Origin of the sequence: Streptomyces sp. NPDC013455 (assembly GCF_040632975.1) — a bacterium.
Classification (GTDB): Bacteria; Actinomycetota; Actinomycetes; order Streptomycetales; family Streptomycetaceae; genus Streptomyces.
Genome location: NZ_JBEYCX010000009.1, coordinates 148,532 through 171,730, shown reverse-complemented (window position 1 = coordinate 171,730; position 23,199 = coordinate 148,532). Strand labels below are relative to the sequence as shown.

Here is a 23,199-nt window from a genome sequence, read left to right as displayed (position 1 = left end):
TCGCGGGTGTCCCGGCTCCGCGCGGGCCGAGGTGTTCGATCCGTCGGACGCGGACGGGGACGACGTACGCATGTACAGTTGCGGACCGGTTACCCCGGGCCTCGGAGCACTTCGACGAAATGACCGGTACAGCAGGCGAGTTGGAGCGTGGCGGCGGCGCCCGCCGACTCGGCCCGGGACCGTGCTCCCGCCCCCTCTTCCGCTCACCGGGCCACGGGCGGCCCACCGGCGTGATCGCGGACGGCACGGCCGGGGAGGGCACGGTCGCGGGCGACTTGGCCGACAGGACCGGCACGGTCGCGGGCGACTTGGCCGACGGGACCGGCACGGTCGCGGGCGACTTGGCCGACAGGGCCGGCACGGTCGCGGGCGGCAGCGACCCGGGCGGCATGGACGCGGACGGCATGGACGCGGGCGGCATGGACGCGGACGGCACGGTCAGGGACGGCACGGTCGCGGACGCGGCACGGCTCCGCCGTACCCGGCCGCGGGTCCCGACGGAAAGCGAGACACACCCATGAGCAGACACCTCGGCCCCGTACGCCATGCCCGCGCAGTGGACGGCATCCCGGGCTGGGACGCTCTCGCGACAGCCTCCCCGTTCTACCTCTCCGCCCCCTGGCTCCGCTTCGTCGACACCAGCCCGACCGGCGAACCGCACTACTTCGCGCTCCAGGACGGCACCGGCACGGTCGCGGGCCTGCCGGTGCACTGGAACCCCCGGGAACCGCACAGCCGCTACCAGCCCGCGACCGTGCTGCGGGACCAGGGCGCCGGCCCCGCCCTGACGGTGGGCGGCCGGCGGGGTTACTGCTCCGCGGTGCTGCTCCCGCCCGGCCGGTCCCCGGCGGTGGCGGCGGAACACACGGCGGCGCTGCTGGCCGGCGCCCTGGACGAACTGCCTCAGGCCAGAGGCCGCTGGTGGTGGCCCTATCTCGGTCCGGAGGCGGTGGACACCGTCGTCGCCGCCGCGCGCCTCCTCGGACCGCTCACCGCGGAGGAGGTCCATCTCGTGGGCGCGGACTGCGTCGTCGACCTGGTCGGCGAGAGCCCCGAGGACCTGCGCCGGTCGCTGCCCGCCAAGCAGCGCCGCACCAACTGGCAGCGGGAGGTACGGCGCTTCGCGGAGAGCGGCCTGACGGTCCGCCGCACCCGGCTGTCCGAGGTCTGCGAGGAAGGAGCCCCCCTCCTCGCCCAGGTGCAGTGGAAGTACGGCCACGACGAGACCGTCGAAGACCAGCGCTCCTCCCTGAGCCGCCAGGCCGAGCACCTCGACCACCTCTCCGTCGTCTTCGAGGCCAGGGACGCCAGGGGGCGCCTGGCCGGCTTCTCCCTCTGCTACGAATGGGGCGGCGAGCTCAGTCTGCGCCTGGTGGGTTTCGACTACGCGACGGCCCCGGACTCCGCGACGTACGCGCAGGTCATGCTGCACGCCCCGCTCCGGTACTGCTACGAGCGCGGCCTGCGCCGCCTGCACCTCGGCACGGAGTCGTACGAGGCGAAGTGCCGCAGAGGGGCCCGCGTCCGCCCGCTGTGGGCCGTGGCCCCGGGAGTTCCCGGCCCGAAGAGCGCCGTACTCGACCGGGCGCACCGACTGGCCGCGGCCCTCCCCGCCACGGAGGCGGCCCTGTTCGTCGAGGCCGTACGGACACGGCTCGCCGACCGGCCGTCGGACACGCAGGACACGTCGGAGACATCCGGTTTCCAGCCTTAGAGTGCGTTATGCGCGACTCGGCGAGAGGTGTCCAATTCTTTGCATCCTTTGCGGGATACCTGACTACTGTTTACACATTTCGGGATGCACCGAGTCGGCGTGCGACCGCCGTCAGGTTATTTTGCGATCAAAATGTTAAGCAAGTGGTTGCATGCCAGCAGCACCCATGATTGACTCCGGGACAGAATCTATCCGCCGCAGAGGATAGGGGGCCATCTGTGACGCTCGTTGAGGACGAAAAGCGACTGGCTGCGACTCTGGAGCGGCACCCAGTCGTGCGGCTTCCTATCAGCTCCATCCTGTCTGCGGATTCACCCCGCCTGGAGGGCGAAAGAGCGGACCACATCCGATTGCTCATCGAATCCGACGCACATTTCCCGCCCATTATCGTGCACCGGGCCACCATGCGCGTCGTCGACGGAATGCACAGGCTGCGCGCCGCCGCGTTGAGGGGCGACAAATCCATAGACGTCCGCTTCTTCGACGGCAGCGTGGAGGACGCTTTCGTCATCGCGGTCGAAATGAATGTGAGGCACGGGTTACCCCTCTCACTCCCCGACCGCAAAGCGGCGGCCGGCCGCATCGTCGCCGAGCATCCCGAGTTGTCGGACCGGACCATATCCGCCATCACGGGGCTGTCGGCGCGCTCGGTGCGAGCGGTGCGGGACCGGCTCACCGACAAGGACGAGCAGGACTCCGCCAGGGTGGGGCGCGACGGGCGGGTGCGCCCGCTGAACAGCGCCACCGGGCGAGAGCTCGCCGCCGCGCTGCTGCGCGAGAACCCCCGCGCCTCCCTGCGGGAGATAGCCAGGGCCGCGGGCCTGGCTCCGTCCACGGTGATGGACGTGCGGGACAGACTGCGCTGCGGACAGGATCCGGTGCCCGCCAGCCAGCGACGACCGAAGAAAAACACCGGAAGGCCCCGGAAAGCAGTCGCCGCCACATCGGACCGTACGGTCATCACGGCGGACCCCGTGGCGGGCTGGACCGCGTTACAGCGGTTACGCAAGGACCCGTCCCTGCGATTCAGCGAGACGGGGAGAATCCTGCTGAGCTGGCTGAGCAACCAGCCGGAGCGGGAGCATTGGCAGGCGTTGCTCAAGAACATCCCGCCCCATTGCGTGGAAAGCGTCGCCCAGGTCGCACAGGCGAACGCAACGGCATGGCAGGAATTCGCCGAACAGCTGAAAGGCGAGACCGGCGAAAGTCACGCGGCGATCGGCTAGACCCCACCGATTCGCCACTACGTCGACTCCTCGCCTTACACCCACGTTAACCGGCCGAGTCGCTGCCGACACCACCGCGACCACACCACGCAACGAATCCCGGCCTGCCCGTCCCCTCCGGCCGTGGCGTCCGGCCGTGGCGCCGACTCGGAATTCGGCCCGGACGACGCCCACGAGAAGCAACCGGCCGAACCCCGCCCCACCCGACGAGGGAAATCCAGCCGATCTTCACAACCTCCCCGCCATCGCGCCCGCCGGCGCACTGCTCGCCGCAGCAGGCGTCAGCGCGTGCACGAGCGGAAGCGCCAAGCCTTCGCCCACGGTCACCGTCACCGTCACCGTCACCGTCACCAGGACAGTTTCCGAGGGCGATATGCCCAAGCCCGAGTTCCCCATGGACAAGCCCGTCAAGGCCGGCCGCTGTGCGGCAGGACTGATCGCCTACCCGGTGCCGAGCGGCAAACGGCCCGAACGCATCGTGTACGCACCGGAGGGCACCGACCCGATCGAGTGGGCCGTGACCAAGTCCTGAGGTTGCGCGGCGCCGAACCGAGACCGGCGACAGCCGTGCGGCCCGCGCGCGGCGCCGCCGTCGCGTCCGCTGAACGACGAAAGACCAGCCAGGAACATTCCTGGCTGGTCTCTCCAGTGGAGCCGCTTTCGGGATTCGAACCCGAGACCTACGCATTACGAGTGCGTTGCTCTGGCCATCTGAGCTAAAGCGGCGTGCTGCCCGCACCATGGTGCGATCGGCAACGTCGGTAAGTCTACACAGTTTCCCGGGGTGGTTCGTACCGGCCCCGGAGCGGGCGGCTCCGGGGCCGGCGGCAGGGGCTACGAGCAGCGTTTGCCGGCGGCCGGCGGGGTGCCCCGCAGGAGGTAGCCGTCGATCGCCGCGTCGATGCAGGCGCTGCCCCGGCCGTAGGCCGTGTGGCCGTCGCCGTCGTAGGTCAGCAGGCGCCCCGAGGCGAGCTGGCGGGCCAGGGACCGCGCCCAGCGGTACGGCGTCGCCGGGTCGCGGACCGTGCCGACCACCACGATCGGCGCCGCCCCCTCCGCCTCGATGCGGTGCGGCTCGCCCGTCGCCCGCACCGGCCAGTACGTGCAGTTCAGCGAGGCCCAGGCCAGGCCCGGCCCGAAGACCGGGGACACCTCCTCGAACGTGGGCAGCGCCCGCCGCACGTCCTCGGGGCCGCTGAAGGCCGGCGGGAGGTCCAGGCAGTTGACGGCGGCGTTGGCCATCATCAGGTTGCTGTAGTGCCCGCTCGGGTCCCGCTCGAAGTAGCTGTCGGAGAGGGCCAGCAGGCCGGCCCCGTCGCGCTCCCGCATCGCCGACGTCAGCGCCTCGCGCAGCTCCTCCCAGGACCCCTCGTCGTACATCGCCGCGATCACGCCCGTGGTGGCCAGCGACTCCCCCAGCTTCCGGCCGTCACCGTCGCCGGTCGGCGCGGGGTGCGCGTCCAGCTCGCGGAAGAACGCCTGGAGACGGTCGCCGACCTGCGCGGGCGTCGCACCCTTCCCGCCGAGCGGGCAGTCGTCGTGCCGTACGCAGTCCTTCGCGAACGCCTGGAACGCCGTCTCGAAGCCCGCCGTCTGGTCCAGGTTGAGCCTGCGGGCGTCCAGCGACGGGTCCATCGCACCGTCCAGGACCATGCGCCCGACCCGTTCGGGGAACAGCCCGGCGTACGTCGCCCCGAGGAACGTGCCGTACGACGCCCCGACGTAATTGAGCTTCCGGTCCCCGAGCACCGCCCGCAGGATGTCCATGTCCCGTGCCGCCTCGACGGTGGACACGTGCCGCAGCAGCCGCGCCGAGCGGGAGCCGCAGCTCTCCGCGAACTTCCGGTCCGCCGCGACCAGCGCGTCGCGCTCCTCCTGGTCGTCGGGGGTCATGTCCGTCTGCGTGTACGCGTCCATCTGCCGTCCGTCGAGGCATTCGACGGGCTCGCTGCGGGCCACGCCCCGCGGGTCCACCGCGACCATGTCGTAGCGGGCGCGGACCTCCGCCGGGTAGCCGACACCCGCGTACTGCTGGAGGTAGCCGACCGCGGAACCGCCCGGACCGCCCGGATTGACCAGCAGCGAGCCGAGCGGCCTGGCCTTGCCGGTGGCCTTCTTGCGGGCGACCGCGAGCCGGACGGTTCCCGACGCGGGCTTGTCGTAGTCCAGCGGGGCCTTCATCGTCGCGCACTGGAAGCCGGGGACTCCGCAGTCACGCCAGTGCAGCCGCTGGCCGTAGTACGGCGTGAGCGCCGACGGCGTCGCGTGCGGCAGTGCGGCCAGCGCCGCCTGCACCGTGCCGCCCGCCGAGCTGGAGGAGGTCCCTGAGGAGCAGGCGGCAAGGAGCAGGGCGGCGGCCGTGACCACGGCCGCCGTGAGGCGGGGTGTCGGCCGGGAGCGCGTGCGGCGGATGCGGCCGGGGCGGCGGCTGCGGCGGAGGGATGGCCTGGTGTCCATCCGGCGAGCCTAACGCTGTGCGATGGGTTGGGTACGCAGCGTGGATTTTGTGGCTCGATCGAGGGACACGGGCACGCGCCCTCACCCCGCTCGCAACGCCATCGTCATCGCCTCGACCGCCAGCAGCGGAGCCACATTGCGGTCCAGTGCCTCGCGGCACGCGGCAATCGCCTCGATGCGGCGGAGCGTGGACTCCGGGGTGCCGGCGCGGGCCAGCCGCGTCAGGGCGTCCTCGGCGTCGGCGTTGGCGAGCGCCACGCGCGTACCGAGCTGGAGGGCGAGGACGTCCCGGTAGAAGGCGGTCAGGTCGCCGAGGGCGACGTCCAGGCTGTCGCGCTGCGTGCGGGTCCTGCGGCGCTTCTGCATGTCCTCCAGGTCCTTCATGACCCCCGCCGTACCGCGCGGCAGCCGGCCGCCCTGGGCCGCGCCGAGCGCCGCCTTCAGCTCCTCGGTCTCCTTGCCGTCCATCTCCTCGGCGAGCTGCTTGGCGTCCTCGGCGGCCGCGTCCACCAGCTCCTGGGCGGCCTTGAGGCAGGCGCCGACCTCGTCCAGCCGCAGCGGCAGCTTCAGCACGGCGGCACGGCGCTCGCGGGCCGCCGGGTCGGTGGCCAGGCGGCGGGCCCGGTCGACATGGCCCTGGGTGGCACGGGCCACGGACATGGCGACCTCGGGCTCGATGCCGTCGCGCCGGATCAGCATGTCGGCGACCGACTCGACGGACGGTGTGCGCAGGGTCAGGTGGCGGCAGCGGGAGCGGATGGTCGGCAGGACGTCCTCGACGGAGGGGGCGCACAGCAGCCAGACCGTGCGCGGAGCGGGCTCCTCCACTGCCTTGAGAACGGCGTTGGCCGACTTCTCGTTCAGCCGCTCGGCGTCCTCGACCAGGATGATCTGCCAGCGGCCGTTGGCCGGGGCGGTGAACGACTTGCGGACCGTGTCCCGCATGTCCTTGACCAGGATTTCGGCGCCGACCGCGGCGATCGTGTTGACGTCCGCGTGGGTGCCGAGCAGCGCGGTGTGGCAGCCGTCGCAGAAACCGCAGCCGGGGGCGCCGCCGAGGGCGCGGTCGGGGCTCACGCACTGGAGGGCCGCGGCGAAGGCCCGCGCCGCCTGGTTCCGGCCCGCGCCGGGCGGGCCCGTGAACAGCCAGGCGTGCGTCATCTTCGAGGCCGTGGGCAGCGGCTCGTCGGCCGCGGCGGCCGTGACGAGGGCGTCGGCGTCCCGCGCGGCCGCGTCGAGCACCGCGCTGACCTTCTCCTGCCCGACGAGGTCGTCCCACACCGTCATGGGTCACGCCGCCCTTCCGTCACACTCCGCGTTCCGCCCTCCATTGTGCGGGTGAGAACTGACAACGAGGGCCGACGGCGGATGCGGGGGGGCTGGCTGAACCTTGCGGACGACGTGAAGACGGACGGCGGAGGCGGTACCCGGCGAGGCAGAAGACCGACGGCCAAGGCGGCGTACGGCGAATCAGGGGGCCGACGGCAGAGGCGGTACCGGCGCACCAGGAGCCGACGGCCAAGGAAGCGTACGGCTGCGAGCGCTGACGTCGGGGACGGAACCGTGTGGCCCCTATGGCGAAGGCGTCCACGGAAACCGGTCACACCTGTTCTCGTGGACGCCCTGCCAAAAACCCCGACGCCCGAGGCCGTGCCCGAAAGCCCCGCAACGCCGTGCCCGAAGGCCCTGGCGGTTGCGGTCGGCCCCGTCGGCCCCGTCAGCCTCGTCGGCCCCGGCCCCGGCCCTTGCGGCTCTGCTGCTCGCCGTCGCCCTGGTCGCCGCCGTACGGCGCCTCGTCGTACGTCCCCAGCAGCTCGTCCGCCAGCGTCGGCAGGTCGTCCAGCGGGGTCTCCTCGGCCCAGTCGGAGCGCGGTCGGCGGCGCGGCGTGCCGTCCTCGTCGAGCTGGGGCATCTCGCGCGTGCGTGGCTCGGACCCGTCGGGGCCCGCGGCGGGCCGCTCGTCCCGGAAGAAGCCCGGCGGCACCCGGTCAGCCGGGTCGCCGGCCCGTACGGGCGGCAGCACCGCGGTCTCGTCGGCCGCACCCGGGGCCACCGACGGCAGCTCGGCCGTCTCGTCGGCGGACACCGGCGGCAGTACGGCCGTCTCGTCCGCCGCGCCCGCGGGCACCGGCGGCAGGACCGCGGTCTCGTCCGCCGGGCCCGAGGACACCGGCGGCTGCGGCAGCTCGGCGGTCACCTCGGCGTCCGGGTACGCACCCCGCGGCTCGTCATACGTGCCCCGCGGGTCGTCGTACGCGCCGCGGAAATCGTCGTACGTGCCCCGGGTGTCGTCGGCGGAGCCGGCGCGCTCCTCGCGCACCGGTCGCAGCACCGTCGTCTCGTCCGTGTCGCGGACCTCCGCGCCGGGACCCTCCGCACGGCTTCCCTCCGCACGGCTTCCCTCCGCACGACCCGCTTCCGCACGGCCCGCCGTACGACCGCCCTCCGCTCGGCGCGCGTCGGCGTCCCGTACGGCCGCGTCCGGTGACACCACCGGCGTCGGGACCGTCGGCGCGTCGGTGGCCATGCCCGGTGCCGTCGGCAGGGGCGTGCTGGGCCTGCGGGCGGCCGCGTCGGCCGCTGCCGCCGCCTCGGCGGCCCGCCGACGGGCCTCCTCGGCCCGCAGCAGCGCCTCCTCGGCCCTGCGCTGCGCCTCCAGGCGCCGGGCCTCCTCCTCCGCGCGGATGCGGGCCTGCCGGGCCTCCTCCTCCGCGCGCCGGCGGGCTTCCTCCTCGGCCTGCCTGCGGCGCCGCTCCTCCTCTGCCCTGCGGCGGGCCTCCTCCTCGGCGCGGGCCTTCTCCTCGGCGAGCAGCCGCTGCCGCTCCTCCTCCGCGCGCCGGGCCGCCTCCTCGGCCCGCTGCCGGGCCTCCTCCGCCTGGCGTTCGGCCTCGCGCCGCTGCGCCTCCTCCAGCTCGCGCCGCTTGCGCTCCTCCTCCTCGGCGCGCAGGCGGGCGAGCTGCTCCTGGCGCTCACGCTCCAGACGCTCCTCCTCGGCCTTGCGGGCGGCCTCTTCCTCGGCCTTGCGGCGGGCCTCCTCCTCGGCCTTGCGGCGGGCCTCCTCCCGGGCCTTGATCTCGGCCTCGGACAGCGGCAGCACGGTGTCGAGCCGGTGCCGGATCACGGTGGTGACGCCCTCGGGCTCCTGCCCGGCGTCCACCACGAGATAGCGGCCCGGGTCGGAGGCGGCGAGCGTGAGGAACCCGGCCCGCACACGTGCGTGGAACTCCGCCGGCTCCGACTCCAGCCGGTCCGGTGCCTCGGTGAACCGCTCGCGGGCGGTCTCCGGGGAGACGTCGAGCAGGACGGTGAGGTGCGGGACGAGCCCGTTGGTGGCCCACCGGTTGATACGGGCGATCTCGGTCGGGGACAGGTCGCGGCCGGCGCCCTGGTAGGCGACGGAGGAGTCGATGTACCGGTCGCTGATCACGACGGCGCCGCGCTCCAGGGCGGGGCGTACGACGGTGTCCACGTGCTCGGCCCGGTCGGCGGCGTACAGCAGCGCCTCCGCACGGTGCGACAGGCCCGCCGAGGACACGTCCAGCAGGATCGAGCGCAGCCGCTTGCCCACGGGGGTGGCGCCGGGCTCGCGGGTGAGCACGACCTCGTGGCCCTTGGCCCGGATCCACTCGGCGAGGGCCTCGGCCTGGGTGGACTTGCCGGCGCCGTCACCGCCCTCCAAGGCGATGAAGAAGCCCTTCCCGGCCGGTGCCTGCACCGGGTCGTCGCCGCCCAGCAGTGCGTCCCTGAGGTCATGGCGCAGTGGCACGCCGGACCGGTCGTCGACCTTGGCGAGCACCAGCGCGGCCACCGGCAGCAGCAGCGCGCCGACCAGCATCAGCGTGAACGCCGCGCCGCCGTGCGCGAAGACGAACTTGCCGTTCTCCAGCCGGTGCGGGCCGATCAGCGCCGCGATCAGGGGCGCGATCAGGACGCCGAGCGCTATGAAGACGCGGACGACGGCGTGCAGGTGCTCGGTGGTGCGGGCCCGGCGGTAGTCCTCGGTCTCCTGGTCGAGCAGCGTGTGGCCGGTGTTGGCGGCCACGCCCGCGCCGGCGCCGGCCAGCGTGACGATCAGCAGGACCGTGGTGACGTCCGGGACCAGCCCGGCGGCCAGCAGCGCGATCCCGGTGACGGCGATCGACAGCGCCAGCAGACGGCGGCGCGAGAGCGAGGGCAGCAGCGCGGGCGCGACGCGGATGCCGATGGCGACACCGCCGGTCAGGCCCAGCACCAGCAGGCCGTAGAGCACCGGGCCGCCGCCCAGGTCCTTGGCGTGCAGCACGCACACCGCGACGGCCGCCGCGATCGCGCCGGCGACCCCGGCGCAGGCCGGGACGAGCAGCGGGACGGCGCCCGTGCGGCCCTTGTCGACGCCGGTGCCGGTGCGCGGGCGGCGCAGGCCCTCCAGCGGTGACCGCGCGCGGGGGGTGCGGGTGTCGGGGAGTTCCAGGAAGACCAGCACGGACAGGGAGGCGGCGAACAGCCCCGCCGCCACGTACGACCCGAGGGCCGCCTGGTGCTGGTCGAACCAGGCCATGCCGGTGCCCAGCAGGTTGTTCAGCAGGGCGGCGACGACCAGGGCGGCGGCCGCCAGCGGGACCGCCAGGAACGTGGTCCGCAGCGCCAGGCGGCGCAGGGCGTCCAGGTGGTCCGGCAGCGGCCGTACGGTCGCGCCCTCCGGGGGCGGGGCCGGCAGCAGGGCGGGCGCGGCACTCTCCCGGCACACGGTCCACAGCCGCTCGGCGACGCCGGTGACGAAGGCGGTGACCAGCAGGGCGGCGAGCGCGTTGTCCGGGGTCCAGTCGATCCACAGGGGCGCGATGATCAGCAGTACGGCGCGCACGCCGTCCGCGCCGACCATGGTCCAGCGGCGGTCGAGCGGGCCCTCCTGGGCGGTGAGCGAGGTCAGCGGGCCGAGGAGGACCGCGCCGAAGAGCAGCGTGGCCAGGACGCGGGCCGCGAAGACCGTCGCCACTGCGAACGCCACGCCGCGGTAGCCACCGCCGAAGGCACCCCCCGCTATGGCCGCCTGGAGGACCAGGACGACCAGCACGAGGAGGGAGAGGGTGTCGCCGACACCACTGACCAGCTGCGCGCTCCACAAGCGCCTCAGCTGCGGTCGGCGCAGCAGGGAACGGACGGCGCGTTCGCGGGAGTCCGCGACCAGGGCGTCGTCCGGTGCTGTGGGGTGGGCCGTTGGCTGCTCGGCTCGCGTCATGCGTTCAGCCTATCCGCAGCGACTGACAGCACACCTCGCGTGTCCGGACGTGAGCGCGCCCCGGTACCGAAGCGGTACCGGGGCGTTCGTTTCGCGAAGCGGGAGGCGGCCGGCGACCCGCGGAGGCGGTCGGGGAACCGGGAGGCGGTCGGCGACCCGCGGAGGCGGTCGGCGACCCGGCCGTCGGCCCGGCGAGGGGCCGCCGGGCCGACCCGGGTCAGTCCTCCGCGCCTCAGTCCTCCGCGCCGGAAGCCGTCGCCTTGGAAGCCGTCGCCTTCTTCGCGGCCGTCTTCGTCGCGGTGGTCTTCTTGGCGGTCGTCTTCTTCGCGGCGGCCGTCGTCTTCTTCGCGGCCGTCTTCTTGGCGGCGGTCTTCTTCGCCGGGGCGGTCTTCTTGGCCGCCGCCTTCTTCGCCGTCTTCTTGGCGGGCCCCTTCGCGCGCTTTTCGGCGAGCAGCTCGAAACCACGCTCCGGAGTGATCGTTTCCACGCTGTCACCGGAACGGAGGGTCGCGTTGGTCTCGCCGTCGGTGACGTACGGGCCGAAGCGGCCGTCCTTGACCACGACCGGCTTGCCGGAGACCGGGTCCGCGCCCAGTTCCTTCAGCGGCGGCTTGGCCGCGGCCCGACCGCGCTGCTTCGGCTGGGCGTAGATCGCCTGGGCCTCCTCCAGCGTGATCGTGAAGAGCTGGTCCTCGGACTGCAGCGAGCGCGAGTCCGTGCCCTTCTTCAGGTACGGGCCGTACCGGCCGTTCTGCGCGGTGATCTCCACCCCGTCGGCGTCCGTTCCGACGACCCGGGGCAGCGACATCAGCTTCAGCGCGTCGTCCAGGGTCACGGTGTCCAGTGACATGGACTTGAAGAGGGAGGCGGTGCGCGGCTTGACCGCGTTCTTGCCGGTCTTCGGGGTGCCCTCGGGAAGGATCTCCGTGACGTACGGGCCGTAGCGGCCGTCCTTGGCGACGATCGCGTGGCCGGTGGCCGGGTCGGTGCCCAGCTCGAAGTCTCCGCTGGGCTTGGCCAGCAGCTCCTCCGCCAGCTCGACGCTCAGCTCGTCGGGTGCCAGGTCGTCGGGGATGTCGGCGCGCTGGTGCTGCTCGGTGTCCTTCTCGCCGCGCTCGATGTACGGGCCGTAGCGGCCGACGCGGAGCACGATGTCGTTGCCCACCGGGAAGGAGGAGACCTCGCGCGCGTCGATCGCGCCCAGGTCGGTCACCAGCTCCTTGAGGCCACCGAGGTGGTCCCCGTCGCCGTTGCCGGCCTCGGCGGCGCTGCCGACGCCGTTGTGGCCCTCGCCGAAGTAGAACCGCTTCAGCCACGGCACGGCCTGCGCCTCGCCCCGCGCGATGCGGTCGAGGTCGTCCTCCATCTTGGCCGTGAAGTCGTAGTCGACCAGCCGCCCGAAGTGCTTCTCCAGGAGGTTGACGACGGCGAAGGAGAGGAAGGACGGCACCAGGGCCGTGCCCTTCTTGAAGACGTAGCCGCGGTCCAGGATCGTGCCGATGATCGACGCGTACGTCGACGGGCGGCCGATCTCGCGCTCTTCCAGCTCCTTGACCAGCGAGGCCTCGGTGTAGCGGGCCGGCGGCTTGGTGGCGTGCCCGTCGACCGTGATCTCCTCGGCCGACAGCGCGTCGCCCTGGGCGACCTGCGGCAGCCGGCGCTCGCGGTCGTCCAGCTCGGCGTTCGGGTCGTCGGCACCCTCGACGTAGGCCTTCAGGAAGCCGTGGAAGGTGATCGTCTTGCCGGAGGCGCTGAACTCGACGTCCCGGCCGTCGGCGGCGGTGCCGCCGATCTTCACCGTGACGCTGTCGCCGGTCGCGTCCTTCATCTGGGAGGCGACGGTCCGCTTCCAGATCAGCTCGTAGAGCTTGAACTGGTCGCCGGACAGACCGGTCTCGGCGGGCGTGCGGAAACGATCACCCGAGGGACGGATCGCCTCGTGCGCCTCCTGGGCGTTCTTCACCTTGGCGGCGTAGGTGCGCGGCTGCGGCGGCAGGTAGTCGGCGCCGTACAGCTGCGTGACCTGGGCGCGGGCGGCGGCGATCGCCGTGTCGCTCAGCGTCGTGGAGTCCGTACGCATGTACGTGATGTAGCCGTTCTCGTACAGCTTCTGCGCGATCTGCATCGTCGCCTTCGCACCGAAGCCGAGCTTGCGGCTGGCCTCCTGCTGGAGCGTCGTCGTGCGGAACGGGGCGTACGGCGAGCGGCGGTACGGCTTGGACTCGACGGACCGCACGGAGAAACGGGTGTTCTCCAGGGCGGCGGCGAGGGCGCGGGCGGTCGCCTCGTCGAGGTGGAGGGTGTTCGCGCTCTTCAGCTGTCCCAGGGAGTCGAAGTCGCGGCCCTGCGCGACACGCCTGCCGTCGACGGTCTGGAGGCGGGCGACCAGCGACGACGGGTCCGACGAGTCCCCCGCGCGGCCGGTGGCGAAGGTGCCCGTCAGGTCCCAGTACTCGGCGGAGCGGAAGGCGATGCGGTCGCGTTCCCGCTCCACCACGAGCCGGGTGGCGACGGACTGCACGCGGCCGGCCGACAGCCGGGGCATGACCTTCTTCCACAGCACCGGGGAGACCTCGTAGCCGTACAGGCGGTCGAGGATGCGGCGGGTCTCCTGGGCGTCGACCAGGCGCTGGTTGAGCTGGCGCGGGTTGGCGACGGCCTCGCGGATCGCGTCCTTGGTGATCTCGTGGAACACCATGCGCTTGACCGGGATCTTCGGCTTGAGGACCTCCTGGAGGTGCCAGGCGATCGCCTCGCCCTCCCGGTCCTCATCGGTGGCGAGGAAGAGCTCGTCGGACTCCTTCAGGAGGTCCTTGAGCTTCTTGACCTGTGCCTTCTTATCGGCGTTGACCACATAGATCGGCTGGAAGTCATGGTCGACGTCCACACCGAGGCGACGGACCTCGCCGGTGTACTTCTCCGGCACCTCCGCGGCGCCGTTGGGAAGATCGCGGATGTGCCCGACGCTCGCCTCGACGATGTAGCCGGGGCCGAGGTAGCCCTTGATCGTCTTCGCCTTGGCAGGCGACTCGACGATGACGAGTCGGCGGCCGCCCTGTGCGGTCTCGCTGGTCGGGGACAACTTCGCTCTTCTCTCCGGTCGACGCTGGGGGCCTCCCCAGGGCTTCGTCCCGGGGTCGCGGCGTACTGCTGGCTCGTGTGACGCTGCGGAGTGTGACGCTACATCCCGCCCCCGTGTCAAACGGGAAAAGCCCACAACGGCCACTCGAACGGTAACCCGACTACCGCCATTCCTGCCGCCCCGACCACCGGGTACCCCGCACGCACATGTCCGGAGCGTGACGCTCCCCTTACCCAGCGGACACGGCGCGCACCGCGGTCAGAGCCGGGTCAGGCAGTACAGACCCAGGGCCAGCGCGACCGTCCCGGCGACGCCGGCGAGAGTCGCCGATGCGATCGGATTCACATCGTGGGCGACCGGTTCCCGGCGCCTCACCCGGGTGCCGGTCCAGGCCAGCAGACCCGTTCCGAACAGGGCGAACACCACCGCACCGAAGATCGCCGGTCCGCTCTCCATCGCCCACCCACCGTCTTCCTGTCGTCCGGCTCCGCCCAGCGCCCGGAGGGTGCCACGCGCGGGCGGCAGACAGGCGACATCACGGTGAACGGGAGGCCGATGGATTATCGAACGTGTACTCGAACGGGGAGAGGTGGGACACAGCACCCATATTTTTCCGGCCGTTTTCGCGAGGGGGGCGCCACGGCGTCCGCCGGCGCCCCCTCCACCGGCCCGCGCCCCGGGGTGCGAAGCCGCCCGGACCTGCCTCGCACGCCCCCTGGGCACCCCTGTCCCGTCGCGCCTCCGCCCCTTGGCGTGCCCCCGCCCGGCACCCCCCGCTCCTCGGTGCGCCCCACGCCGCGCCGCCGGCCCCCGGCGCCTCACCTCTCACCGCTCACCCCCGTGCCCCGCTCAGCCCGCCGGCTCCAGGAAGCCCTGCTCGACCAGCAGCCGGATCTGCGCGGGCGTCCGGTCGCGCAGCGCCACCCGGTCCTCGCCGACGAGCTGCGCGATGGCGTCCAGGATGCGGCCCGCGCTCAGCGTGCCGTCGCACACGCCCGCGAATCCGGCACCGACCGTGTCCACCTTCGTCGCCCGGCGCATCCCGCGGTGCTGGCGCAGCACCACATGCTCGGGGTCCTCGGCGCCGGGCAGCCCGACCTGCTCCTGGACCACCTCGGCGGCCAGCTTGAAGTGGCCGTCGAGCAGCGCGGCGTCGTCGTGGTCCCGGAGGTAGTCGAGACGCTCGAAGTGGGCCCGGATCGTCTCCCCGAGCGGCTGCTCGACCGGGTGCGGCCACTCCTCCACGGTGATCGAGGGCGTGGCGGACCCGGACTTGCGCAGGGTGATCCAGCCGAAGCCGACCGCCTTGACCTTGCGCGCCTCGAACTCGTCCAGCCAGGCGTCGTACCGCGCCTGGTACTCCACCGGGTCCCCGCGGTGGTCACCGGCGTCCCTCAGCCACAGCTCGGCGTACTGCGTGATGTCCTGCACCTCGCGCTGCACGATCCAGGCGTCGCACCCGCGCGGCACCCATGCCCTGAGCCTGTCCTGCCAGTCCTCCCCTGCCACGTGCTGCCAGTTGGCGAGGAACTGCGCGAACCCGCCCTCGTTCAGCCGTTCCCCCGACTGCTGAACGAGCGAGCGGCACAGATCGTCCCCGCCCATGCCACCGTCCCGGTACGTCAGCCGGGCTCCCGGGGAGATCACGAACGGCGGGTTGGACACGATCAGGTCGAACGTCTCGTCGTCCCGTACCGGCTCGAACAGCGAGCCCTCGCGCAGGTCGGCGGCGGGCGCGCCGGACAGCGCCAGCGTCAGCGCCGTGACGTGCAGCGCGCGCGGGTTGAGGTCGGTCGCCGTCACGCGCGTGGCGTGCCGGGCGGCGTGCAGCGCCTGGATGCCGGAGCCGGTGCCGAGGTCCAGGGCGGAGGCGGCGGGGGTGCGGACGGTGATGCCGGCGAGGGTCGTGGAGGCACCGCCGACGCCCAGGACGACGGCCTCGTCGCGCTGTCCGATGCCCCCGGCGCCGCCCACCGCGCAACCGAGGTCCGAGACGATGAACCAGTCCTCGCCGCCCGGACCGCCGTACGGCCGTACGTCCACGGTCGCGGCCACCTCGTCGCCGCCCGCGCGCGCGAGCCAGCCGGCCTCCAGCGCCTCCTCGACCGGCAGCACGGCGGCCACGCGCGCGTGCGACACCGGCTGCTGGAGCAGGAACAGCCGTACGAGCGTCTCCAGCGGCGTGTCGCCGCGGGTAGCCCGCAGCGCGGGCACGGTCTCGCTGCGGGCCAGCGCCGCGTACGCGGCGGCGCCGAGCAGGTCGAGCAGCCCGTCGGCGGTGAAGGAGGCGGCCAGCAGGGCGTCCCGCAGGCGCGCGGCGATGTCGGGCCGGTCGGCAGCGGGCAGGGGAGCGAGTCCGGAGTCAGTCACGCCACCATTGTGGCCCGGGGCGGGCGCCCGGAGCCGACGTCGCGTCCGCCGTTCGCCGGCGTCAGCCGGCCGCCGCCGGCGCCTTCGCGGTGGCGGACGCGGCGACCGTGCAGCTGGGCTGCTTGGCCATCGCCTGCTTGACGTCTTCCTGCTCCAGCCGCTTCAGCACCTTGGTGCCGGTGCTGCTCTGCTCGCCGATCTCCTTGGACTGGCCGGCGACCTCCTTGAGGCCCCGGGCGAACTTGCCCTGGTCCTTGGTGTCGAGCCCGTCGACCTTCTTCTTCAGCTCGGTGTACGAGGCGGCGAGACCGGCGAGGCTCTTGACGGCGTCCTGCTGCCGCTTCGCCCCGTCCTCCACGCCGGGGGGCGCCCCGGCGCCGCTGAGGGCGTCGGACAGCGCCTTGTAGCCCTCGGCCATGTCCGTGAATGCCTGGACGTAGGTCTTCTTCGCGTCCTTGGGCGGGAGGTTGCTGTTCGTGGCGATGGCCGCGATCGAGGCGTTGGCCGACCTGATCTTCGTGTCCTGCGCGGGCACCGCGTCGCACACCGTCTTGGCCCAGGCCACCAGCTTGGGGTCGGGCTCCTGGCTGTCGCTGCTGCTGCACCCGGACACCGCCACCACCAGTACCGCACCGCCGGACAGTGCGGCCGCGAGCTTCTTGTTCACCGGATTGGTCCCTTCCATGGCTCTCGGCCCCCGGAATCTACACGGCGGACGGACCCCCTCCCCTTCCCGGACGGCGCATTAGTCGGCTTTTGTGACCTTTCGCACCACGGGAGAGAAGGCTCACGACGTGGTCGGGCGCACAGAAGGAAGCGGGCGGGCGGCGCGTCAGCACGCGCCGTCCGCCCGCCCGTTGATCAGGCCCCGGGGGCCGGTCCTACGAAAGCACCGCCGCGTCCGGCGAGTTGGCGACCCGCTCGGCGCTCTCCTCCTCCTCGCCGACGGCGATGCCGCGGCGCTTGGAGATGTACACGGCCACGACGATCACCAGCAGCGCGAGGATCGCGATCGCGATCCGCACACCGAGGTTCTTGTCCTGGCCGTACGAGAACTTGATCACCGCGGGTGCGATCAGCAGCGAGACCAGGTTCATGACCTTCAGCAGCGGGTTGATCGCGGGTCCGGCGGTGTCCTTGAAGGGGTCGCCGACCGTGTCGCCGATCACCGTGGCCGCGTGGGCCTCGCTGCCCTTGCCGCCGTGGTGACCGTCCTCCACCAGCTTCTTGGCGTTGTCCCAGGCGCCACCGGAGTTGGCCAGGAACACCGCCATCAGCGTGCCGGCGCCGATCGCGCCGGCGAGGTAGGAGCCGAGCGCGCCGACGCCGAGCGTGAACCCGATGAAGATCGGCGCCATCACGGCGAGCAGACCCGGCGTGGCCAGCTCCCGCAGCGCGTCCTTGGTGCAGATGTCGACGACCTTGCCGTACTCGGGCTTCTCGGTGAAGTCCATGATCCCGGGCCGCTCGCGGAACTGCCGCCGGACCTCGAACACCACCGAACCCGCCGACCGCGACACCGCGTTGATGGCCAGCCCGGAGAAGAGGAAGACGACCGCGGCGCCCGCGATGAGGCCCACGAGGTTGTTGGGCTGCGAGATGTCCAGCGACAGGCTGAGCGGCGAGCCCGGCCCGGACAGCTTCGCGCCGACGTCGTGCACGTTGGTGGTGATCGCGTCGCGGTACGACCCGAACAGCGCCGACGCGGCGAGGACGGCGGTGGCGATGGCGATGCCCTTGGTGATGGCCTTGGTCGTGTTGCCGACCGCGTCCAGGTTGGTGAGCACCTGCGCGCCCGCGCCCTCCACGTCACCGGACATCTCGGCGATGCCCTGCGCGTTGTCGGAGACCGGACCGAAGGTGTCCATGGCGACGATCACGCCGACCGTGGTGAGCAGGCCGGTGCCGGCCAGCGCGACCGCGAACAGTGCCAGCATGATCGACGTACCGCCGAGCAGGAACGCGCCGTACACCCCGAGCCCGATGAGCAGCGCGGTGTAGACCGCCGACTCCAGACCGACGGAGATGCCGGAGAGGACGACGGTGGCGGGGCCGGTGAGGGAGGTCTTGCCGATGTCCCGCACCGGGCGGCGGCTGGTCTCGGTGAAGTAGCCGGTCAGCTGCTGGATGACGGCGGCGAGCAGGATGCCGATGGCCACCGCGACCAGCGCGAGGAGCCGCGGGTCGCCGTCCTTGCCCCTGATCGCCGCGTCGGTGACGCCGTCCAGGCCGGCGTAGGTGGAGGGCAGGTAGACGAAGACCGCGACCGCGACCAGTGCCAGGGAGATCACCGCGGAGATGAAGAAGCCGCGGTTGATCGCCGTCATGCCGCTGCGGTCGGTGCGGCGCGGGGCGACGGCGAAGATGCCGATCATCGCCGTGATCACGCCGATCGCCGGTACCAGCAGCGGGAAAGCCAGTCCGGAGTCGCCGAAGGCGGCCTTGCCGAGGATCAGCGCGGCCACCAGGGTGACGGCGTACGACTCGAAGAGGTCGGCCGCCATGCCCGCGCAGTCGCCGACGTTGTCGCCCACGTTGTCGGCGATGGTCGCGGCATTGCGCGGGTCGTCCTCCGGAATGCCCTGCTCGACCTTGCCGACCAGGTCGGCGCCGACGTCGGCGGCCTTGGTGAAGATGCCGCCGCCCACACGCATGAACATCGCGATCAGGGCGGCACCGAGGCCGAAGCCCTCCAGCACCTTCGGAGCGTCGGCCGCGTACACCAGCACCACGCAGGAGGCGCCCAGCAGGCCGAGCCCCACCGTGAACATGCCGACGACGCCGCCCGTGCGAAATGCGATCTTCATCGCGGTGTGCGAGACGGTGGTGAGATCTTTTTGCGGTTCGCCGGGTGCCGGGGTGGCTTCCCGGGCCGCCGCGGCGACCCGCACATTGCTGCGCACGGCCAGCCACATGCCGATATAGCCGGTGGCCGCCGAGAACGCCGCTCCGATCAGGAAGAACACCGAGCGGCCGGCACGCTGATTCCAGTCGTCCGCGGGCAGCAGCATGAGCAGGAAGAAGACGACGACGGCGAATACGCCGAGCGTGCGCAACTGCCGGGCGAGATACGCCTTGGCACCTTCCTGGACCGCCTCGGCAATCCGTTTCATGCTGTCGGTGCCCTCGCCCGCTGCCAGCACCTGGCGCACCAGGATCCCCGCGACCACCAGCGCGGCCACGGCGACCGCCGCGATGACGGCCACGAGGATCCGGTTGTCGTCGGTCAGGACCGCGGCCGCGAGGTGTGTGGGATGACCCGACTGATGAGGGGTAGAAAGCCCCGCCATTCGTCCTCCTTGACGCTTGGGCTGAGCTCAAGATGTGGACGGATTGTAGGTACCCGTGAGTGATCTAAACAGGGGACGGTAAACGGAATCGGCCTTCTCGCGCTCTTCAGCAAATGATCGAGGCGCGACACGGAACCCGAAAGAGCTAATGCCTCAAAACCATTGACGACCGCATTGGCGCTTGATCGAATTATCGGGCTATTGATCGTGAATTGCTTCACGAATTCCGGGACGGGGCCCGGAAACGCGACGAGGGCCCTGCTCAGGAGCAGGGCCCTCGTCGGGAGTCTGTGACGGCTTCGAGGCCGCGACGGTTCAGAGGAGCGCCGCGGCCGGCGGTGCGGTCGGCCAGGTCATCCGGATCAGGCCGCCGTTCTGCCCGGTGCTGACCTCCACGTCGTCGACGAGGCCGCTGATGACCGCGAGGCCCATTTCGTCCTCCTCGACATCCGCGTCACCGCCCTGCCCGCCGGGCGTGTCGCCGGGCGTGGCGTGCGGAGCCTCGTCGCCGACCTCGATGGAGAACTGTTTCTCCTCCTCGATCAGCGCCACCTTCACCGGCGCCGTGACCCCACTGTTCTGGTGCAGTCCGACGGCGCGGGAGCAGGCCTCGCCCACGGCGAGGCGCACCTCGTCCAGGACGGCCTCGTCCACCCCGGCCCTGCGCGCCACCGCTGCCGCCACCAACCGGGCGGTCCGGACGTGCTCGGGCAGCGCGCTGAAGCGGAGTTCGACGGTGGCCATGCATCCCCCTCGCGACTACGGGCGGTCGGGGGCGGGGCCGCCGAGAGCCCGCACCCCCTGGTGTACTCCTGTGTCCCGGGCCGCTGCGACCGCACCGGCCCGGGGACGCGACCGGCCGACGCCCGGGCTCCCGCGGGAGCCCGGTGCCGACGACCGGCCCGTCGTCAGTCGGTGGCCGCCACCGCTTCCTCGACCGAGGTGTGGATCGGGAACACCTTGGTCAGGCCGGTGATACGGAAGATCTTGAGAATGCGCTCCTGGTTGCAGACCAGGCGCAGCGAGCCCTCGTGGGCGCGAACCCGCTTCAGGCCGCCCACCAGCACGCCGAGCCCGGTGGAGTCGAGGAAGTCCACGCCCTCCATGTCGACGACGAGGTGGAAATTCCCGTCGTTCACCAACTCGACCAGCTGCTCGCGCAGCTTGGGCGCGGTATATACGTCGATTTCGCCACCGACCTCGACGACCGTACGATCGCCGACGGTACGGGTCGACAGGGACAGGTCCACGGATCCTCCAGCACCTTGCTATCGAGCGGTCGCCCTTCGGGCACCTCGGCTTGCGGCCCCAAGGACGCTTCGCCAGCCGCGATGGCATTCAATCACTTACCGGCAGGCGTGCACGACGCCTTGACTCCATTGTCCGTCACGCCAGTGACACACTCGGTGCCGATGGCCAAGAATCACCGATCCGATCGATCCCCGGCGAACCCGGCGTCCCGCCCGTCTCCGGGCACGGTCCTGGACCGACTCGCCTCCGGGCCGAGCCGGGCTGCGCGCATCACTCATACGGAGCACTTGCCCCCGCGCGCGGGCCGCCATGCCGTCTGGCCTGACCGTATTAGGCCGGAGGTGATCGCGGCCGTCCAGGCGTGCGGCATCGAGCACCCGTGGGCGCACCAGGCGCGGGCCGCCGAGCACGCCCTGGACGGCGACTCGGTGGTGGTCGCCACCGGCACGGCCTCCGGCAAGTCCCTCGCCTACCTCGTGCCCGTGCTGTCCACCCTCGTGGACGGTGCCGAGGCCCCGAACGGCCGCGGCGCCACCGCCCTCTACCTCGCCCCCACCAAGGCACTCGCGGCGGATCAGTGCCGGGCTGTGAAGGAACTTTCACAACCTCTCGGCACCTCGGCGCGCCCCGCCGTGTACGACGGCGACACACCGTTCGAGGAACGGGAGTGGGTGCGCCAGTACGCCAACTACGTCCTCACCAACCCGGACATGCTGCACCGCGGGATACTCCCCTCCCACTCGCGCTGGTCCTCCTTCCTGAAGGCGCTGAAGTACGTCGTCATCGACGAGTGCCACACCTACCGGGGCGTCTTCGGCTCGCACGTGGCCCAGGTGCTGCGCCGGCTGCGCCGTCTGTGTGCCCGCTACGGCTCCTCCCCCGTCTTCCTGCTGGCTTCGGCGACCTCCGCCGAGCCCGCGGTCGCCGCCGGCCGGCTGACCGGTCTGCCGGTGGTGGAGGTCGCCGACGACGCCTCCCCGCGCGGCGAGCTGGTCTTCGCCCTCTGGGAGCCCCCGCTCACCGAACTCCAGGGTGAAAAGGGCGCACCCGTACGGCGTACCGCCACCGCCGAGACCGCCGACCTGCTGACCGACCTCACCGTGCAGGGCGTGCGCTCGGTCGCCTTCGTACGCTCCCGGCGCGGCGCCGAGCTGATCTCGGTGATCGCCCAGGAGCGGCTCGCCGAGGTCGACCGCTCCCTGGTCCGGCGTGTCGCGGCCTACCGCGGCGGCTACCTCCCCGAGGAGCGCCGCGCGCTGGAACGCGCCCTGCACTCGGGTGAACTCCTCGGTCTCGCCGCCACGACGGCCCTGGAACTCGGGGTGGACGTCTCGGGCCTGGATGCGGTGGTGATCGCCGGTTACCCGGGCACACGCGCCTCCCTGTGGCAGCAGGCGGGCCGCGCAGGCCGCGCCGGCCAGGGCGCGCTCGCGGTTCTCGTCGCCCGCGACGACCCGCTGGACACCTTCCTCGTCCACCACCCCGAGGCCCTGTTCGACCAACCGGTGGAATCCACGGTCCTCGACCCCGACAACCCCTACGTCCTCGCCCCGCACCTGTGCGCCGCCGCGGCCGAGCTGCCGCTGACCGAGGAGGACCTGGCCCTCTTCGGCCCGGCCTGCGCGGACGTGCTGCCGCAGCTGGAGGCCGCGAAGCTGCTCCGCCGGCGCACCCGCGCCTGGCACTGGACGCGCCGGGAACGGGCCGCCGACCTCACCGACATCCGCGGCGCCGGCGGCCGTCCGGTGCAGGTCGTCGAGTCCGGCACGGGCCGCCTGCTCGGTACGGTCGACGCGGCCGCCGCCCACTCCACGGTCCACGAGGGCGCCGTCCACCTGCACCAGGGCCGCACCTACCTGGTGCGCGACCTGGACCTGGAGGACTCGGTCGCCCTGGTGGAGCAGGCCGACCCGCCGTACTCGACGGTCGCCCGCGACACCACGTCGATCTCCGTCCTGGAGACGGACACCGAGATCTCCTGGGGCGCCGGCCGCCTGTGCTACGGCTCGGTGGAGGTCACCAACCAGGTGGTCTCCTACCTCCGCCGGCGCCTCATCACCGGCGAAGTGCTGGGCGAGACGAAACTCGACCTCCCTCCCCGCACGCTGCGCACGCGCGCGGTGTGGTGGACGGTCACCGAGGACCAGCTGGACGAGGCCCGGATCACCCCGGAGATCCTCGGCGGCTCCCTGCACGCCGCCGAGCACGCCTCGATCGGCATGCTGCCGCTCTTCGCGACCTGCGACCGCTGGGACATCGGCGGCGTCTCGGTACCCCTGCACCCCGACACGCTGCTGCCGACCGTCTTCGTCTACGACGGCCACCCCGGCGGCGCGGGCTTCGCCGAGCGCGCCTTCCACACCGCCCGCGCCTGGCTCGCCGCCACCCGCGAGGCCATCGCCTCCTGCGAGTGCGACGCCGGCTGTCCGTCCTGCATCCAGTCCCCCAAGTGCGGCAACGGCAACGACCCCCTGCACAAGAGGGGCGCGGTACGGCTTCTGACGGTGCTGCTGCGGGGGGCGCCGGAGGGGCAGACGCGACCGGCCGAGGAGTAGGAGGCGGCTGAGCGCGGCAGGGCGTGGGCGAAACGT

Annotated in this window: 16 protein-coding genes and 1 tRNA gene; 5 read left to right on the top strand and 12 right to left on the bottom strand. The window is 72.3% G+C overall.

Going from position 1 to position 23,199, the window contains the following annotated elements:
- Positions 1–119 precede the first annotated feature (119 nt).
- The 3 genes from ABZ576_RS17155 (at position 120) to ABZ576_RS17145 (ending at position 2,940) form a co-directional block, all read left to right on the top strand.
- The gene (locus ABZ576_RS17155) at positions 120–521 is read left to right on the top strand and encodes a hypothetical protein (protein WP_360740922.1); all 402 of its coding nucleotides are present in this window, start codon (positions 120–122) and stop codon (positions 519–521) included.
- A complete protein-coding gene (locus tag ABZ576_RS17150; protein WP_360740920.1) occupies positions 518–1,714 on the top strand; it encodes a GNAT family N-acetyltransferase in 1,197 nt (398 codons plus the stop codon). The genes ABZ576_RS17155 and ABZ576_RS17150 overlap by 4 nt, the downstream gene beginning before the upstream one ends.
- A gap of 218 nt (positions 1,715–1,932) precedes the next feature.
- Complete coding sequence (locus ABZ576_RS17145; RefSeq protein WP_360740918.1) at positions 1,933–2,940, top strand: winged helix-turn-helix transcriptional regulator; 1,008 nt, start codon at positions 1,933–1,935, stop codon at positions 2,938–2,940.
- A 228-nt stretch (positions 2,941–3,168) separates the two neighbouring features.
- Here the strand turns inward: ABZ576_RS17145 and ABZ576_RS17140 are convergent, their stop codons facing one another.
- On the bottom strand, positions 3,169–3,291 hold the full coding sequence (locus ABZ576_RS17140; protein WP_360740916.1) for a hypothetical protein: 123 nt from the start codon (positions 3,289–3,291) through the stop codon (positions 3,169–3,171).
- A 22-nt stretch (positions 3,292–3,313) separates the two neighbouring features.
- On the opposite strand from ABZ576_RS17140, the gene ABZ576_RS17135 reads away from it, so the two are divergent.
- Positions 3,314–3,472, top strand: coding sequence for a hypothetical protein (locus ABZ576_RS17135; protein WP_360740914.1), 159 nt, complete (start codon positions 3,314–3,316; stop codon positions 3,470–3,472).
- 117 nt (positions 3,473–3,589) lie between these two features.
- Here the strand turns inward: ABZ576_RS17135 and ABZ576_RS17130 are convergent.
- From ABZ576_RS17130 to bldG, 11 genes are all read right to left on the bottom strand, one after another.
- A tRNA-Thr gene (locus ABZ576_RS17130) sits at positions 3,590–3,666 on the bottom strand.
- A 108-nt stretch (positions 3,667–3,774) separates the two neighbouring features.
- On the bottom strand, positions 3,775–5,397 hold the full coding sequence (locus ABZ576_RS17125) for an alpha/beta hydrolase (protein WP_360740912.1): 1,623 nt from the start codon (positions 5,395–5,397) through the stop codon (positions 3,775–3,777).
- A gap of 81 nt (positions 5,398–5,478) precedes the next feature.
- Positions 5,479–6,684 (bottom strand): DNA polymerase III subunit delta', encoded by a 1,206-nt coding sequence (locus tag ABZ576_RS17120; protein WP_360740910.1) that lies wholly within the window; start codon positions 6,682–6,684, stop codon positions 5,479–5,481.
- Between the two features lie 430 nt (positions 6,685–7,114).
- The gene (tmk, locus tag ABZ576_RS17115) at positions 7,115–10,615 is read right to left on the bottom strand and encodes a dTMP kinase (RefSeq protein WP_360740908.1); all 3,501 of its coding nucleotides are present in this window, start codon (positions 10,613–10,615) and stop codon (positions 7,115–7,117) included.
- Positions 10,616–10,847: 232 nt separating this feature from the next.
- Positions 10,848–13,697, bottom strand: coding sequence for a type I DNA topoisomerase (gene topA, locus ABZ576_RS17110; RefSeq protein ID WP_360740906.1), 2,850 nt, complete (start codon positions 13,695–13,697; stop codon positions 10,848–10,850).
- Between the two features lie 258 nt (positions 13,698–13,955).
- Positions 13,956–14,153, bottom strand: a complete 198-nt coding sequence (locus ABZ576_RS17105; protein WP_360740904.1) for a hypothetical protein — start codon at positions 14,151–14,153, stop codon at positions 13,956–13,958.
- A 393-nt stretch (positions 14,154–14,546) separates the two neighbouring features.
- Complete coding sequence (locus ABZ576_RS17100) at positions 14,547–16,067, bottom strand: class I SAM-dependent methyltransferase (protein WP_360740902.1); 1,521 nt, start codon at positions 16,065–16,067, stop codon at positions 14,547–14,549.
- A gap of 61 nt (positions 16,068–16,128) precedes the next feature.
- Positions 16,129–16,734: a small secreted protein gene (locus ABZ576_RS17095; protein ID WP_360740900.1), complete on the bottom strand. Its 606-nt coding sequence runs from the start codon at positions 16,732–16,734 to the stop codon at positions 16,129–16,131.
- Between the two features lie 214 nt (positions 16,735–16,948).
- Positions 16,949–19,357: a sodium-translocating pyrophosphatase gene (locus ABZ576_RS17090; RefSeq protein ID WP_360740898.1), complete on the bottom strand. Its 2,409-nt coding sequence runs from the start codon at positions 19,355–19,357 to the stop codon at positions 16,949–16,951.
- Between the two features lie 315 nt (positions 19,358–19,672).
- Positions 19,673–20,101, bottom strand: coding sequence for an ATP-binding protein (locus ABZ576_RS17085; protein WP_360740896.1), 429 nt, complete (start codon positions 20,099–20,101; stop codon positions 19,673–19,675).
- 164 nt (positions 20,102–20,265) lie between these two features.
- The gene (gene bldG, locus ABZ576_RS17080) at positions 20,266–20,607 is read right to left on the bottom strand and encodes an anti-sigma factor antagonist BldG (RefSeq protein ID WP_010986038.1); all 342 of its coding nucleotides are present in this window, start codon (positions 20,605–20,607) and stop codon (positions 20,266–20,268) included.
- Between the two features lie 81 nt (positions 20,608–20,688).
- On the opposite strand from bldG, the gene ABZ576_RS17075 reads away from it, so the two are divergent.
- Positions 20,689–23,163 carry a DEAD/DEAH box helicase gene (locus tag ABZ576_RS17075; protein WP_360740894.1) on the top strand — a complete coding sequence of 825 codons (2,475 nt, stop codon included), beginning with the start codon at positions 20,689–20,691 and terminating at the stop codon, positions 23,161–23,163.
- The last annotated feature ends 36 nt before the right edge of the window (positions 23,164–23,199 follow it).

Excerpts from the sequence above, each read along its gene's own strand:
- ABZ576_RS17105 (WP_360740904.1), bottom strand. The coding sequence starts at position 14,153 with ATGGAGAGCGGACCGGCGATCTTCGGTGCGGTGGTGTTCGCCCTGTTC.
- ABZ576_RS17150 (WP_360740920.1), top strand. The coding sequence starts at position 518 with ATGAGCAGACACCTCGGCCCCGTACGCCATGCCCGCGCAGTGGACGGC.
- ABZ576_RS17120 (WP_360740910.1), bottom strand. The coding sequence starts at position 6,684 with ATGACGGTGTGGGACGACCTCGTCGGGCAGGAGAAGGTCAGCGCGGTG.
- ABZ576_RS17085 (WP_360740896.1), bottom strand. The coding sequence starts at position 20,101 with ATGGCCACCGTCGAACTCCGCTTCAGCGCGCTGCCCGAGCACGTCCGG.
- ABZ576_RS17075 (WP_360740894.1), top strand. The coding sequence starts at position 20,689 with ATGGCATTCAATCACTTACCGGCAGGCGTGCACGACGCCTTGACTCCA.
- ABZ576_RS17090 (WP_360740898.1), bottom strand. The coding sequence starts at position 19,357 with ATGGCGGGGCTTTCTACCCCTCATCAGTCGGGTCATCCCACACACCTC.
- ABZ576_RS17155 (WP_360740922.1), top strand. The coding sequence starts at position 120 with ATGACCGGTACAGCAGGCGAGTTGGAGCGTGGCGGCGGCGCCCGCCGA.
- tmk (WP_360740908.1), bottom strand. The coding sequence starts at position 10,615 with ATGACGCGAGCCGAGCAGCCAACGGCCCACCCCACAGCACCGGACGAC.
- ABZ576_RS17125 (WP_360740912.1), bottom strand. The coding sequence starts at position 5,397 with ATGGACACCAGGCCATCCCTCCGCCGCAGCCGCCGCCCCGGCCGCATC.
- ABZ576_RS17135 (WP_360740914.1), top strand. The coding sequence starts at position 3,314 with ATGCCCAAGCCCGAGTTCCCCATGGACAAGCCCGTCAAGGCCGGCCGC.